This is a genomic window from Streptomyces sp. NPDC045778 (assembly GCF_056431945.1).
In genome coordinates, this window is the sequence record NZ_JBWKJZ010000035.1 from 1 (window position 1) to 14,038 (window position 14,038).

A 14,038-nucleotide genomic window follows, 5' to 3' on the forward strand; every position below is an offset into this window, starting at 1 on the left:
GCCGGACGAACTCCCACTCGGCGTCCGACAGTTCATGGCGACGTATCACGACACCATGATCCACCAGCAGTGAACATTTGACGACACCGCCTAGGGCTGCGCCTGTGCTTGTGCCTGTGCCTGTCGGCAGTCGGCTACGCGTCGGGGGGCCGGGCCGAGGGCCTGGGGCAGTCCCGCCACCCGCCCCCACCGGGCCGGGGCGGAAGCGCGAGGATGAGACCTCCGCGCCGATGAGCCACTCGGGCGCCGCCAGGGCAGTCCCGCCCCCCGCCCCCACCGAGACACACCACCCGCAGCGCACCGCGTCGGGACCAGGCCGGCGAAGCAGGGAGATCCGGGCGGGCGGGTGGGAGGCAACCGCCGCGGTAGCGGCGGCACGACCCACCCGGCGGTAGCGCTCCGCGTCGGGGCCGGGCGGACGGAAGCCGGGGCAGCGCGGGCGGGCGGGTGGGAGAGGTCGCAGCGAAGCAGGGCAGCCCCCTCCGGGCCAGAAGCAAGGCGGGGCGACCCCGTGGCGGAAGGCCGGAGCAAGGCAGGGCAGGGCCCGGGTGGAGTGGGGCAGGAGAATGGGCGCCGGGCCGGGGCTCGGCGCCCATCCGCTAGGCCCAGCGGAGCGTCAGCCGCAGCCGCCGCCACACTGGCAAGGCCCACCCGCCTGGCAGCCGCAACTGCAGCCCGGACCGCACTGGCAACCGTTCGTACAGGTGTCGCGCTCGGGGGATTCAGCCATGGTCTCCTCCTCGAAGGCGTGAGACGTACTGCCTGCTATCCATTCCATGCATCGAGCAACGGGGCGCGTCAACGGCGCACATGCGCGCGCCCAGCCTCCCGAGCGCCGCCCACCGCCTCCCGTGCAACCCCCACCACCCTTGCCCCGGCATGGCTCAATCCGCGCCGCGCAACGGGGCTCCCGGGCCGGCCATCGATTCACTGGACGGCACACCGCCGCTCGGCACGTTCATCAAGCTTTTCGAGACCGTGCACCCCTCGCTGCCGGACGCACCCAGAGATCCACCGCCCAACGACGTGTCCTAGCAGGCGACTTCGTCCACCACAGGGCCGCGGCTGCGGCGGTCATCACCAGCACCGCCAGCCAGACGGTCAGCCGCGCCCACGTGCTTCCGCCCAGCAGGGACGCCCCCGCCCCGACGGCGGTGGCGAGCGCGCCGGTCACCAGGCAGTACCCGAAGACTCCGGGTTCCGTGCCCTTCCGCTCCCGCCGCTGAGAAAACCGCACCCCGATCCCCAGCCAATGCCGCCCCCTCTCACCCACCAAGGTGCCGCTCTCCTGGCAGCCTGCTGCGTCGGGAGACCGCGCCGGGCGCCCCTGCCCCTGCCAACGCGAGGCTCGTTCCGAGAAGCGCTGTACGTGTAACAGGTCCTACCCGCTGCGGCCTCCGCTTCAACAGGCCGCTGCCGGCCGCGGCGTGGGCCACGCGCCCGGCGGCTCCGGAAAAGGCGCTCGTACGACGTCTTCCCTGCCGTGACAGTCACGTGGCATGCTCCCGCCCAACGTGCATATGAACTTGGTTCATGTATCTAGACCACGCATGATGAGAGGGTGGGGCCCCGTGGCCGAACTCAGCAGACGTGGAGTCCTGGGTGCAGCCGCGGCCGTCGTGACCGGCGCCGTCACGGGGCCCGCGGCGGCGGCCGGGCCCCAGCCCGCCGCTCTCTGGCGGGAGTTCGCCAAGGATCCGTACCGGCACCCGCAGATCCCCTACGTGGGCCGCGCCGGCTATCGGGGAGGCGAGCGGCGCTTCCGTCGCCCCCGTGCCGTCTTCCCCGTGCCCCGCCCCGGCCCCGGGGCTGACGCCGCGCCCGCGATCAACCGTGCCCTCGCCGCCGCCGGAGGGGCCGGCGGGGGCACGGTCCAGCTCGAACCCGGCACGTACCGGATCGACGGCGTTCTCCGGATCGCCCATGACGACGTCGTCCTGCGCGGCGCGGGCAGCGGACGCACCACGCTCGTCGCCACCCGCCACCTCGCCGGGCTGATCGGCCCCTACGGCAGCCGCTACGGCGGGGACAAGTCCAGCTGGTCCTGGGCCGGCGGGCTCATCTGGCTGTGTCCGCAGGCACGTTGGGACTCCCTCGTCGCCGCGATCCGGGCCAGGGACTGGCCCTTCGAGGGGTGGACCGGGAACAAGCGGGACGAGTGGCGCGGCCTGACCGCCGTCGGCCCCGCCCGCCGCGGCGACCGGACCGTCCGGGTCGCGGACCCCGCGCGCGTGCGCCCCGGCGACCTCGTCCTCCTGCGCCTCTGCGACGACCGCGACCACACCCTCCTGGAGCACATGGCGGGCGGCGGGCCCGGTCCGGAGGCGTACGTCTGGGACGACAAGACGAAGCTGACGTCGTACGTCCCCTACGAGTGGCCCGTACGGGCCATTCGGGTGCGGGGGGACGAGGTCACCTTCGAGCGGCCGCTGCCGCTGGACGTGCGGCCCGAGTGGAATCCGCTCCTCACCACCCACGTCACCGCCCTCACCGGCTCCGGCGTCGAGGGGCTCACGCTGGCGGCCGTGGAGACGCCGCAGTCGCCGCACCTCCTCGACCAGGGGTTCAACGGCGTCACCTTCCAGTGCGCGTACGACTGCTGGGCCGACGACGTGCGCGTGCTCCACGTGGACAACGGCTTCGGGCTCGTCGCCGCGTCCGCCTGCACCCTGCGCCGCACCTCCGTCGGCGGGCGCGGCTCGCACCACCCGTACTTCTGCCGCGAGGGCTCGCACGACAACCTGATCGAGGACTTCCGCGTCGAGCGGCGGACCGCGCCCGCGCCCGCGGGGACGCAGCTGCACGGCATCAACGTGGAGGGGCTGTCCTCGTACAACGTCTGGTCGCGCGGCCACATGGAGATGGGCACCTTCGACACGCACCGGGGCATGCCGTTCGCGAACGTCCGTACGGAGATCGTCGTCAACAACGACGGACGGCACGGCGGCGACGCCAGCGCCGGGCCCCTCTACGGCGCCCGGTTCACCCACTGGAACGTCACCGTCACCAACCAGCGCGCCGGACTGGTCAAAATTGACGGCATCGCGCCGTACAGCGCCACGGTCGGCATCTCCCGCGTACGGGAGTTCGACCAGATCGACGTACCGGACTTCTCGGGACAGCTCAACACCCGTATCGAGGCGTACGGTTCGCCCGGTGCCGTCCGTCCTCGGAATCTGTACGAGGCCCAGCGCGCCCTGGGGCGCTGACCGGGCCCCGTCGTGGAATCAGCCGAAGGGGACGAGGCGGACGACGGTCACCGTCAGGACCGAACCCGACACGTAGTAGAGGACGATCGCGCCGCCGACCGTCGCCTCCCTGCGGTCCCGTTCCTGGTCCACGGCCGCCGATCCGTGCCCGTACGGGTCACGGCCCAGGGTGCGCTCCATCGCCGCCCGGAAGCGGTCGGCGTCCCCCATCTTGGCGAGGGTGTCGTCGGCGGGCGGCGCGTAGGTGATGCGGTAGCTCCGGCTCCGGTGACGGCTCACGCGATGCTCCGCCTCTCGGCCTCGTCGGCCGCGAGGCGGTCGAGGAGCGCCTCGGCCTCGGGGTCGGGCACGGCCTGAAGCATCCAGTGCCGCATCACCGAGTGGATCTCGTCGACCCCCGCCTCGTTGATGGCGCGGTCGAAGGCCGCGCGCCTGTCCTCGGGGAGGGCGGCGCGGATGTCCGGGATGGTGTTGGGCACCTCGACCTCCTCGCCGCCGACGAAGGTCTTCAGTGGTTCGGCCATGGTCGGGTCACTCTCCCTGGGGTCCCTGGACGGTCCCGGCGCTGATCTCACGTTAGCGGCCGGGACGGGAGGTTTCAGCCGGTGGCCTCGGCCTTCTCCGCCGCCTTCTCCGTACCGGGGCCGGTACCGGTACCGGGTCGCGGCTCGCCCTCGTACGCCACCGGCTGCGGGAGGCCCCGCATGAGGCCCCAGTACCCGAGGGCGGCGACCGTACCCACGACCGCGCAGAAGCCCCACAGCCAGTCCGCGCCGTAGCGGTCGATGACCGAGCCGGAGATCAGCGGGGCCGCGAGCGCCGCGACCGCCCACGACAGGGCGTACATGCCCTGGTAGCGGCCGCGGGCGTGGGTCGGCGAGAGGCGCACGACCAGGCCCGTCTGGGTGGGGGCGTTGACGATCTCGGCGAGCGTCCACAGGCAGACCGTGAGCGCGATGAGGCCGACCGACCCCGCGAACGCCGTGAGCGCGAAGCCGTACCCCGCCACGAGCGAGGAGATCACCAACAAGCGCTGCGGGTCCCGGTGTTCGATGAACCGCGTCACCGGGATCTGCAACACCACGATCATGACGCCGTTGAAGGCGATCGCGATGCCGTAGTCGCTCGGCTTGAAGCCCGCCTCGCCCATCGCCACCGGCAGTCCCACGTACGCCTGCTGGAAGATCAGCGCGAGCAGGAAGGAGAGCCCGACGACGCCCATGAAGCGCCCGTCCCGCAGCACCGTGCCGAGCCCGGCCTCCGGCTCCTCGCCCGCCGCCCCCTCGGCGGGCTCCGGCCGCGACTCCGGCAGCTTCACGAAGATGACGACCGCGCACGCGAGCGTCATCGCGGCCTCCAGGAGGAAGCCCGCGAGATAGCTGTACGAGGCGATGAAGCCCGCGGCGGCCGAGGAGATGGCGAAGCCGAGGTTGATGGCCCAGAAGTTGAGCGAGAAGGCGCGGACGCGGTCCTCGGGCCGGACGATGTCGGCCATCATCGCCTGCACGGCGGGCCGCGAGGCGTTGCTCGCCATGCCCACCACGAAGGCCACCGCCGCGATGGCCACCGGGTGGGTCATGAACCCGAGCAGCGCCACGGACAGGCCCGTGGACGTCTGCGCGATGAGCAGCGTGGGCCGCCGCCCGAGCCGGTCGGTCAGGACGCCCGCGCCGAGCGAGGAGACGACTCCGCCGAGCCCGTGCAGGGCCGCGACGAGACCCGCGTACGTGGCGGAGTAGCCCTGCTCCAGGGTCAGGTAGATCGCCAGGAACGTGGACACGAAGGCCCCGAGCCGGTTCACCAGGGTGCTGGTCCACAGCCACCAGAACGCGGGGGGCAGCCCGGACACGGATTCCTTGACGGCGCGTCTGGCGGCGGTGAGCGGCATGCGAGGTCCCCCGAGGCGGTGCGGGCCCGGCCGCCGGGGCGGTCCGGGCGGGTAGGTGCCGGGTGTGTAAGTGTCAGGAACAGCGATCACAACTTACGCAACCGTGGTCCCTCCGGACTACTCATTTGACAGGTAGCGTCAATCGCTCCGGGACGCGACCCCCTCGGGAGTTCCATTACGCTCGTGGGCATGGCCGACGCACCGTACAAGCTGATCCTCCTCCGCCACGGCGAGAGCGAATGGAACGCGAAGAACCTGTTCACCGGCTGGGTGGACGTGAACCTCAACGAGAAGGGCGAGAAGGAGGCGGTCCGCGGCGGCGAGCTGCTCAAGGACGCGGGTCTGCTGCCCGACGTCGTCCACACCTCGCTCCAGAAGCGCGCGATCCGCACGGCCCAGCTCGCGCTGGAGTCCGCGGACCGCCACTGGATCCCGGTCCACCGCTCCTGGCGGCTGAACGAGCGCCACTACGGCGCCCTCCAGGGCAAGGACAAGGCCCAGACCCTCGCCGAGTTCGGCGAGGAGCAGTTCATGCTGTGGCGCCGCTCGTACGACACCCCGCCGCCCGCCCTGGAGGACGGCACCGAGTTCTCCCAGTCGGCCGACCCGCGCTACGCCTCCATCCCGCCGGAGCTGCGCCCCCGCACGGAGTGCCTGAAGGACGTCGTCGTCCGCATGCTCCCCTACTGGTACGACGGCATCGTCCCCGACCTCCTGGCCGGCCGCACCGTCCTGGTCGCCGCCCACGGGAACTCCCTGCGCGCCCTGGTCAAGCACCTCGACGGCATCTCCGACGCCGACATCGCGGGCCTGAACATCCCCACCGGCATCCCGCTCGCCTACGACCTGGACGCCGCCTTCAAGCCCCTGAACCCGGGCGGCACGTACCTCGACCCGGAGGCGGCGAAGGCCGCGATCGAGGCTGTGAAGAACCAGGGCAAGAAGAAGTAGCCCTCTCGTACCTCTCGTACGAACGAAGCCCCCTGTCCACGGGAGATCGTGGACAGGGGGCTTTTCGTCGTCGGGCCTGGGGGCTTGGGGCCTGGGGGCTTGGGGCCTGGGGCCCCGGTGGGCCTACTCCCCGGTGGTGGGGCGGGGTTCGGTGAGGTGGGTGAAGGCTTCCAAGTTGCGGGTGGATTCGCCGCGGGAGACCCGCCACGCGTACTCCTTGCGGATCGCCGTCGCGAAGCCCAGTTCCAGGAGGGTGTTGAAGGAGCCGTCGGACGCTTCGAGGACGGAGCCGAGGAGGCGGTCCAGCTCGGCGGGGGTGACGGCGGCCAGGGGGAGTTTGCCGGTGACGTAGACGTCGCCCAGGGAGTCGATCGCGTAGCTCACGCCGTAGAGGCGGAGGTTGCGCTCCAGGAGCCAGCGGTGGACGGCCTCGTGGTTCTCGTCGGGGTGGCGGATCACGAAGGCGTTCAGGGACAGGGAGTGCTTGCCCACGCGCAGGGAGAGCGTCGTGGAGAGCTTGCGGGTGCCGGGGAGTTTGATCACGTACGAGCCCGGCTCGGGGGACTCCCAGTCGAGTTCGGCGTCGGCCAGGAACCTCTCGATCACCGTGCCCGGTGTCTCACCGGCAGCAACGTCACCCATGGTGCGAGGGTACGCGACGGCGGTGGTCGTGCATCGCGGCGGTGTAGACGTCGGCCGTGGCGGACGCCGCCGTGCCCCAGCCGAAGGACTCCGCGTGCCGGGCCGCCGCCGCGCCCATGCGGTCGACCAGGTGGGGGTTGTCGGCGAAGTCGCCGAGCACGCGCGCGTAGTGGGCCGGTTCGTGGTCGGGGATCAGGAAGCCGGTGACCCCGTCGCGCACGGCGACCGGCAGGCCGCCCACCGCCGCCGCGAGGACCGGTGTGCCCGCCGCCTGCGCCTCGATGGCGACGAGCCCGAACGACTCGCTGTAGGAGGGCATGACCAGCAAGGAGGCCGCGCGGAACCAGTCCGCGAGCTGGTCCTGGCCGACGGGGGGCTGGAAGCGCACCACGTCCGCGATGCCCAGGCGGGCCGCCAGCTTCTGGAGGCCCTCGGGCTTGGCGAGGCCGCTGCCGCTCGGGCCGCCGACGACGGGGACGACGATACGGCGGCGCAGCTCGGGGCGTTCGTCGAGGAGGACGGCCACCGCGCGAAGGAGTACGTCCGGGGCCTTCAGGGGCTGGATGCGGCCCGCGAAGAGCGGGACCAGGGCGTCCTGCGGCAGGCCCAGGCGGTGGCGGGCTGCGGCGCGGCCGTCGGCAGGGCGGAAGCGGTCGAGGTTGACGCCGGGGTGGACGACGGCGACCTTCCCGGGGTCGGCCTCGTAGTGCCGTACGAGTTCGTCGGCCTCTTCGGAGGTGTTGGCGATGAGCCGGTCGGCGGCGCGCACGATCTGGGTCTCGCCGATGACGCGGGCCGAGGGCTCCGGGGTGTCGCCCTCGGCGAGCGCCGCGTTCTTGACCTTGGCCATGGTGTGCATGGCGTGCACCAGCGGGGTGCCCCAGCGCTCGGCGGCGAGCCAGCCGACGTGGCCGCTGAGCCAGTAGTGCGAGTGGACGAGGTCGTAGTGGCCGGGGCGGTGGCCGGCCCAGGCGAGCATGACGCCGTGCGTGAAGGCGCAGAGCTGGGCGGGCAGCTCCTCCTTGGCCAGGCCCTCGTAGGGGCCCGCGTCCACGTGGCGCACGAGGACGCCGGGGGCCAGCTCGACGGTGGGCGGCAGCGCTCCCGTGGTGGCGCGGGTGAAGATCTCGACCTCGATGTTGATCTCGGCGAGGCGCTTGGCCAGCTCCACGATGTAGACGTTCATGCCGCCCGCGTCGCCGGTGCCGGGCTGGTGCAGCGGCGAGGTGTGCACGCTGAGCATGGCGATACGCCGGGGGCGGCGGGGCGAGCCGGGGAGCCGCAGCCGGGCGGGGCCCGACGGGGCCGCCGGGAAACGACGCCCGAGCCTGGTCACGTAGTGGCTCACGTGGCGGTCCTCCTTGGCCTTGGCAGCGGCGTCCAGGACCTCGTACCGCGGACACGGCGATACGGAGGGCGTACGAGGTCCTCTGAGGACGGCAACACCGGAACTTCCGCCTCCATTTCCTCTTTGCCAAAGCATTACCTTGGGGGTCTCAACCGTGGTCCTTGCATACGCTTGCCCCCATGTCCCCCCGCGCACCCCGCTCCCCCGGCCCCGCGGCCCGCCCCGTGGGAACCGTGGCGCGCGGCCCCGCCGGACGCCCGGCCCGCGGCCCCGTGGGAGCCGTGACGCGCGGGACGACCAACCCCAACCGGCTTCGCCGCATGGACCGCTGGATCGCCGCCGCCCACGGCGCCGCGCTGCGCCGCGCCGCCGACCCGCTCGCCGTCGACCTCGGCTACGGGGCCGCCCCCTGGACCGCCGTCGAACTGCTCCTCAGGCTGCGCACCGCCGCCCCGCACGCGCGCGTGGTCGGCATCGAGATCGACCCGGCGCGGGTGGAGGCGGCGCGCCCGTACGAGCGTGAGGGGCTCTCCTTCCGGCACGGCGGCTTCGAGGTGCCGCTGCCCGCGCGCCCGGTCCTCATCCGCGCCGCGAACGTGCTGCGCCAGTACGACGAGGGCGAGGTCGCCGCCGTCTGGGAGCGGCTGTGCGCGCGGCTCGCCCCCGACGGCCTGCTCGTCGAGGGGACCTGCGACGAGATCGGGCGGCGCCACGTCTGGGTCGCCCTCGGCCCCGAAGGCCCGCGCACGGTGACCTTCGCGGCCCGGCTCGCCTCCCTGGAGCGCCCCTCCGACCTGGCCGAGCGGCTGCCCAAGGCGCTGATCCACCGGAACGTGCCCGGGGAGCCGGTGCACGCCTTCCTGCGCGACTTCGACCGGGCGTGGGCGGCCGCCGCGCCGTACGCGTCGTACGGGGCGCGGCAGCGGTGGATCCGCGCGGTGCGCGACCTGCGGGCGGACTGGCCGGTCGTGGACCGCGGTACGCGGTGGCGGCAGGGGGAAGTGACGGTCCGCTGGGCGGCGCTCGCGCCTCGCGGGGCGTGAAGCCGCGCACCGGAGCGCCGGCACGCCCCGGCGGCGCGCGGCCCGCGCCCCCCGGCGGCCGAACGCATCGGGTGGCGCCGCCCGTTCACCGCGAGTGAACGTCCGGCCGAAGGGAACGATCACCGCGTGCCGCTCGTCACACGAGGCGGGAGGGGAACCGGAGTTGTCGCGCGACCCTGTCGCCTTGGGCGCGGACATGGCACCATCCCGAGCACGGCGCCGAAGTTACCGACGGTAAATCAGCTTCGGCGGTGGGGCGTCGGCCCGCCGGGGCGATGGCCCGCCGGGGCGATGGCCCGACGGGGCGACGGTTCGACGGGTCGATGGACCGATGGATCTGCTGTGGGGGTGGAGCGTGTCCGGCAAGCGGCACAAGCGGTGTTCGACGGCGACAGCCGTGGCTCTGATCTGCGCGGCGGCGGTGCTCGCCGCGCCGGGCACGGCGTTCGCGAGCCCGGCCGACCCCACGCCGCCCGGGCCGCCGGCGCCCGCCGGGGACACGCCGCTCGAGCAGGTCCGCAAGAAGATCGACCGGCTCTACCGCGAAGCGGGCACGGCCACGGACGCGTACAACGCGGCGGAGGAGAAGGCCGACCAGCAGTCCAAGGAGATCGTCCGGCTCACCCGCGACATCGACAAGGGCCAGAAGAAGCTGGACAGACTCACGGCACAAGCCGGCGCCGCCGCCCGCGCGCAGTACCGCGGCGGCGGCATCCCCGACCAGGCCCGCCTGATGCTGAGCGACAGCCCCGAGCGGTTCCTGGACGGCGCGGGCCGCCTGCGCCAGGGCCAGCACGGCACGAAGTCGCTGCTCACGGAGATGGCCCGGACCCAGGACGATCTGAAGACGTACGCCAAGGACGCCTCCACCCAGTGGCGCAAGCTGGAGGCGGGCCGCAAGGCCAAGGCCGCCGCGAAGCGGAAGATCAAGGAGAAGATCGCCGCCGCCGAGAAGCTGGAGTCGCGCCTGGAGAAGAAGGAGCGCGAGCGGCTGCGCCGGCTTGAGGAGGAGGCCGCCCTCAAGCAGCAGTCGGCGTGGGTCGGCACCGGAATACTGAAGGACCTCAAGGGCGACGCCACCGCGCGCGGCGAGAAGGCCGTCGCCTTCGCCACGGCCCAGATCGGCAAGCCGTACGTGTGGGGGGCCGAGGGCCCGAAGTCGTTCGACTGCTCGGGGCTCACGTCCCAGGCCTGGGCGGCCGCCGGCCGCGGCATCCCGCGCACCTCGCAGGAGCAGTGGAAGCGTTTGCCCCGCGTCGACGTGAAGAACATGCGCCCCGGCGACCTGATCATCTACCACAAGGACGCCAGCCACGTCGGGATGTACGTGGGCGACGGAGCCATCGTGCACGCCCCCCGCCCGGGGCGGAACGTGACGCTCGCGGGCGCGGGCTCCATGGAGATCCTCGGGGTCGTACGCCCGGACAGCTGATCCGGCCGGAAGGGCTCGGCGGAGCCCGGCCGGGGCAGCGCGTGGCGTAGCCCGGCCCGGGCGGCACGTGGCGGAGCCCGGCCCGGGGCAGCGCGGCCGGTCGGCCCGGGGCAGCGCGTGGCGGAGCCCCCGCCGCCGGGCGGGAGGGGTCCCGGCGCGCGCCGCGTACGGTGTGCCGCGCACGCCTGTGACCCACCGCACGAGGTACCCCTCCGCTCAACCCCGCGGGCGTGATGTTCGTCATCCCAGGCGAACCGGGTTCGTGCCCCATTGCGGTCCAGGACGCGGCATATGCCGTCTGCCGGGTGCCGCGCCGCATTCCCCCGTGGCCTCGGCTACCGCTATGGTCCCCGTCTGGTGTGGGGCGTGCGACCGTCGCCCCACCGCGCCCTCGGGGGGAGGGAAGGAACTCAACGCATGCCCGTACCCATACCGCGGCAGAGAGCGATCCCGGCCGCGGCGGGCGATCAGGCCCCGGCGGCGCCGACGCCCGACGCCTCTCCGGACGGCCCAGGCCGCGCCGGCGGCCCGAGCGGCCCCGGCGCCGCCACGAGCCCCGGGCTCACCCTGCTGCTCGTCGAGGACGACCCGGGCGGCTCCCTCAGCCTGCCCGCACTGGTGGACTCCGCGGGCAGGCCCATCCGCATCCGCACCGCCCGCAACCTCACCGAGGTCGAGCGGCTGCTCACGGACGACGTGCACTGCATCCTGCTCGACCTCGCCCTGCCCGGCGCCGCGCACACCTCCTCCCCCGGGGTGGACGGCACGCCCGCCGACCCCGACGAGCTGACCCCGCTCCGGCACGTGCTCCGCCTCGCGCCCCGGCACGCCGTCCTCGCCCTGACCACGTCCGGCGACGCCGAGCGCGGCGCGCGGGCGGTGCGGGTCGGCGCCCAGGACTACCTGTTCCGCGACGAGCTGGACGGCCGGCTGCTGAGCCGCGCGATCCAGTACGCGGTGGAGCGCAAGCGCGCCGACGCCGCGCAGCGCCAGCTCACCGAGTCCCGGCTGCGCGCGCAGGAGAACGCCCGCCTGGAGCGGGGCCTGCTGCCGACGCCGCTGCTCGAGGGGTCACCGCTGCGGTTCGCCTCGCGCTACCGCCCCGGCCGCTCCCGCGCCCTGCTCGGCGGCGACTTCTACGACACGGTGCGCACCCCCGACGGCTCGGTGCACGTGATGATCGGCGACGTCTGCGGCCACGGCCCGGACGAGGCGGCGCTCGGCGTGGAACTGCGCATAGCCTGGCGGGCCCTGACCTTCGCGGGCCTGGTCGGCGACGAGCTGCTGTCCACGCTCCAGAAGGTCCTGGAGCACGAGCGGGCGAACGAGGAGATCTTCGCGACGCTGTGCACGGTCGACATCGCGCCGGACGGGCGCCGGGCCGGCCTGTGCCTGGCCGGTCACCCGTCGCCGCTGATCGCCCGCCCCGGCAGGCCGGCCGAGCTGCTCCCGTACGACAACGGCGGCCCGGCGCTCGGTCTGCTGCCGCGCGCCCGCTGGCCGCGCCAGCAGGTGCAGCTCGGCGGGACCTGGAGCCTGATGCTCTACACCGACGGCCTGATCGAGGGCCGGATCGGCCAGGGCAACCAGCGGCTCGGGCAGGACGGGATGGTGGAGATGGTGCGCCGCAAGCTCGGGGCGGGCCTGCGCGGTGACGAGCTTCTCGAAGCGGCCGTGACCGAGGTGCGCGAACTCAACGGCGGCGAGCTGACGGACGACGTGGCGGTACTGCTCCTGGACCGCGAGCCGGGCCGGGAGCGCTAGGCGGCGGGGGGCGTGGCCCGGGGGCCGGTCACCGCCCGCCGTTGTACGGGCCGTACGGGCCGTCGCTGCTGGAGCCTCGGCGGCCGCCGCCCCCGCCCATGACCTGGCGCAGCGCTGGCCGCACGTCGACCATGTACACGATCGTGGCGATGAGGCCGATGATCGGCAGGAACGACAGGATGTTGAAGATCAGGTTCACCACGAAGGCGAGGCCGAGGATGATCAGCCAGAACGGCTTGGTCTTCTTGTCGGCCGCCCGATAGGCGTCCTCCCGCCGGACGGCGGCGTCGAGCAGCGCGAATCCGCTGAACAGGATCAGGGCCAGCGAGAGCAGCCACATGAAGTTCGCGAACCCCTGCATCAGCACAACGTCCACCACCAGTCTCGGCGAATCCAACACGACGCACGTGTCGTACGTACGAAGTCACGGTACCGCTACCCGCACAACGGGCCGGGCACTCCGAGAGTGCCCGGCCGTGTGTGCGAGCGCCAGCCCCGCCTGCCGCTACTTGGCCGGCGGCGTGGTCTTCTTCACGGGCGCCTTCTTGGCGGCGGTCTTCTTCGCGGCGGGCTTGCCGGCCGCGTCGCCCTCCTCCGCGGCGGCGGGGCCCACGGCGGAGGCGGCGGGGCCCACGGGCTCGCCCTTCTCCGCTTCGGCCGGCTCGGAGGCCTTAGAGGCGGCGGGCGCGGCGGGCGTGGCGGGCGCGTCGGGCGCGTCGGGCTCGACGGTGTCGGCGATCTCCACCAGCTCGTCGGCGGCCTCGCCCCGCAGGTGGCGCACGGTCTGCTCACCGTGCTCGGCGACCTTCTCGTACGTCTCGCGCGCCTGGACCGCGTACTCCACGGCGACGCCGACGCCGCGCAGGGCGAAGTCCTGGGCGTTCTCGCCGAGGCGCTTCAGATCCGTGTCCAGGGCGCCGAACAGCTCGCCGACCTTGGTCTGGATGACCTCGCGGGCCTCCTTGGCGCGGGCGGCGGCCCGGTCCTGGACGTCCTTGGGGTTGGTGTTGCGCACCGCCTCCAGACGGGCGGGGGCCTCGGCGGCGAGCTGCTCGATGGCGCCGGGCACCTTCTTCGCCTGCTGGAGCGCGAGTTCGGCGCCGCCGACGACGAAGTAGAGGGGGGTCGGGTTGGTGACGGCCTTACGCACCTCTTCGGTGATGGGCATGACGAGGGTCCTCCCGGATTCGCTTCAGCTGGGGGGCTGTTCACCCGTGGGCCGACGGCCCTCGGGGTTGGCATCACTGCCGCCGGCCGTGCGGGGTCCGTCAGCGGTGGGAGCCGGTGCGCCGTCCCGGGCGCCGTCGGGGGCGCTCCCGGGACCGGCACCGTCCGAGTACGAGGACGCGTACGCGTCCGTGGCCGAGGGCTCCGCGGAGTCCTCGGTCGCCGTCACGAAGCCGTTCTCCTTGCGGAAGGACTCGTAGATCTGCAGGAGCACTTGCTTCTGCCGCTCGTTGATGGACGGGTCGGCGAGGATGACGGCGCGCGTCTCCAGCTCGTCCCGCTCCTTCTCGTCGAGGATCCCGGCCCGGACGTAGAGCGTCTCGGCGGAGATCCGCAGCGCCTTGGCGACCTGCTGGAGCACCTCGGCGCTCGGTTTGCGGAGCCCGCGCTCGATCTGGCTCAGATACGGATTGGACACCCCGGCGGCGTCGGCGAGCTGACGCAGCGACAGCTGCGCGTTGCGCCGCTGCTCGCGCAGGTACTCACCGAGATTGCCGACGTTGAGCGATGCCATGCCCTCGATGGTGCCTCGCC

At 73.2% G+C, this 14,038-nt stretch carries 13 protein-coding genes; 5 read left to right on the forward strand and 8 right to left on the reverse strand.

Features of this window, described 5'->3' with window-relative positions:
• Positions 1-1,553: 1,553 nt before the first annotated feature.
• Positions 1,554-3,209: a pectate lyase family protein gene (locus tag AC07GB_RS32800; protein ID WP_478852039.1), complete on the forward strand. Its 1,656-nt coding sequence runs from the start codon at positions 1,554-1,556 to the stop codon at positions 3,207-3,209.
• An 18-nt stretch (positions 3,210-3,227) separates the two neighbouring features.
• Here AC07GB_RS32800 and AC07GB_RS32805 read toward each other — a convergent pair whose 3' ends face one another.
• From AC07GB_RS32805 to AC07GB_RS32815, 3 genes are all read right to left on the reverse strand, one after another.
• Entirely contained in the window at positions 3,228-3,419 is a 192-nt protein-coding gene (locus tag AC07GB_RS32805) for a hypothetical protein (RefSeq protein WP_478852041.1), read from the reverse strand.
• Positions 3,420-3,484: 65 nt separating this feature from the next.
• Positions 3,485-3,733 carry a hypothetical protein gene (locus tag AC07GB_RS32810; protein ID WP_478851895.1) on the reverse strand — a complete coding sequence of 83 codons (249 nt, stop codon included), beginning with the start codon at positions 3,731-3,733 and terminating at the stop codon, positions 3,485-3,487.
• A 74-nt stretch (positions 3,734-3,807) separates the two neighbouring features.
• Complete coding sequence (locus AC07GB_RS32815; RefSeq protein WP_478851897.1) at positions 3,808-5,097, reverse strand: MDR family MFS transporter; 1,290 nt, start codon at positions 5,095-5,097, stop codon at positions 3,808-3,810.
• Between the two features lie 189 nt (positions 5,098-5,286).
• Here AC07GB_RS32815 and AC07GB_RS32820 point away from each other — a divergent pair, with 189 nt between their 5' ends.
• Positions 5,287-6,048 carry a phosphoglyceromutase gene (locus tag AC07GB_RS32820; protein ID WP_366791213.1) on the forward strand — a complete coding sequence of 254 codons (762 nt, stop codon included), beginning with the start codon at positions 5,287-5,289 and terminating at the stop codon, positions 6,046-6,048.
• 123 nt (positions 6,049-6,171) lie between these two features.
• Here the strand turns inward: AC07GB_RS32820 and AC07GB_RS32825 are convergent, their stop codons facing one another.
• Together AC07GB_RS32825 and mshA are read right to left on the reverse strand one after the other, a co-directional pair.
• Positions 6,172-6,690 (reverse strand): type III secretion system chaperone family protein, encoded by a 519-nt coding sequence (locus tag AC07GB_RS32825; RefSeq protein ID WP_478851899.1) that lies wholly within the window; start codon positions 6,688-6,690, stop codon positions 6,172-6,174.
• On the reverse strand, positions 6,683-8,038 hold the full coding sequence (gene mshA, locus AC07GB_RS32830) for a D-inositol-3-phosphate glycosyltransferase (RefSeq protein ID WP_478851901.1): 1,356 nt from the start codon (positions 8,036-8,038) through the stop codon (positions 6,683-6,685). The genes AC07GB_RS32825 and mshA overlap by 8 nt, the downstream gene beginning before the upstream one ends.
• Before the next feature lie 272 nt (positions 8,039-8,310).
• Here mshA and AC07GB_RS32835 point away from each other — a divergent pair, with 272 nt between their 5' ends.
• The 3 genes from AC07GB_RS32835 to AC07GB_RS32845 all read left to right on the forward strand — a co-directional run bounded on the left by AC07GB_RS32835 (position 8,311) and on the right by AC07GB_RS32845 (position 12,277).
• Positions 8,311-9,081, forward strand: a complete 771-nt coding sequence (locus AC07GB_RS32835; protein ID WP_478852043.1) for a class I SAM-dependent methyltransferase — start codon at positions 8,311-8,313, stop codon at positions 9,079-9,081.
• 331 nt (positions 9,082-9,412) lie between these two features.
• Positions 9,413-10,513, forward strand: a complete 1,101-nt coding sequence (locus AC07GB_RS32840; RefSeq protein WP_478851903.1) for a C40 family peptidase — start codon at positions 9,413-9,415, stop codon at positions 10,511-10,513.
• 417 nt (positions 10,514-10,930) lie between these two features.
• A complete protein-coding gene (locus AC07GB_RS32845; protein ID WP_478851905.1) occupies positions 10,931-12,277 on the forward strand; it encodes a PP2C family protein-serine/threonine phosphatase in 1,347 nt (448 codons plus the stop codon).
• A gap of 28 nt (positions 12,278-12,305) precedes the next feature.
• Here AC07GB_RS32845 and AC07GB_RS32850 read toward each other — a convergent pair whose 3' ends face one another.
• From AC07GB_RS32850 to AC07GB_RS32860, 3 genes are all read right to left on the reverse strand, one after another.
• On the reverse strand, positions 12,306-12,638 hold the full coding sequence (locus tag AC07GB_RS32850) for a DUF2516 family protein (protein ID WP_384799499.1): 333 nt from the start codon (positions 12,636-12,638) through the stop codon (positions 12,306-12,308).
• A gap of 144 nt (positions 12,639-12,782) precedes the next feature.
• Entirely contained in the window at positions 12,783-13,445 is a 663-nt protein-coding gene (locus AC07GB_RS32855; protein ID WP_478851907.1) for a hypothetical protein, read from the reverse strand.
• A 24-nt stretch (positions 13,446-13,469) separates the two neighbouring features.
• A complete protein-coding gene (locus tag AC07GB_RS32860) occupies positions 13,470-14,018 on the reverse strand; it encodes a helix-turn-helix domain-containing protein (protein WP_478851909.1) in 549 nt (182 codons plus the stop codon).
• Positions 14,019-14,038: the final 20 nt, after the last annotated feature.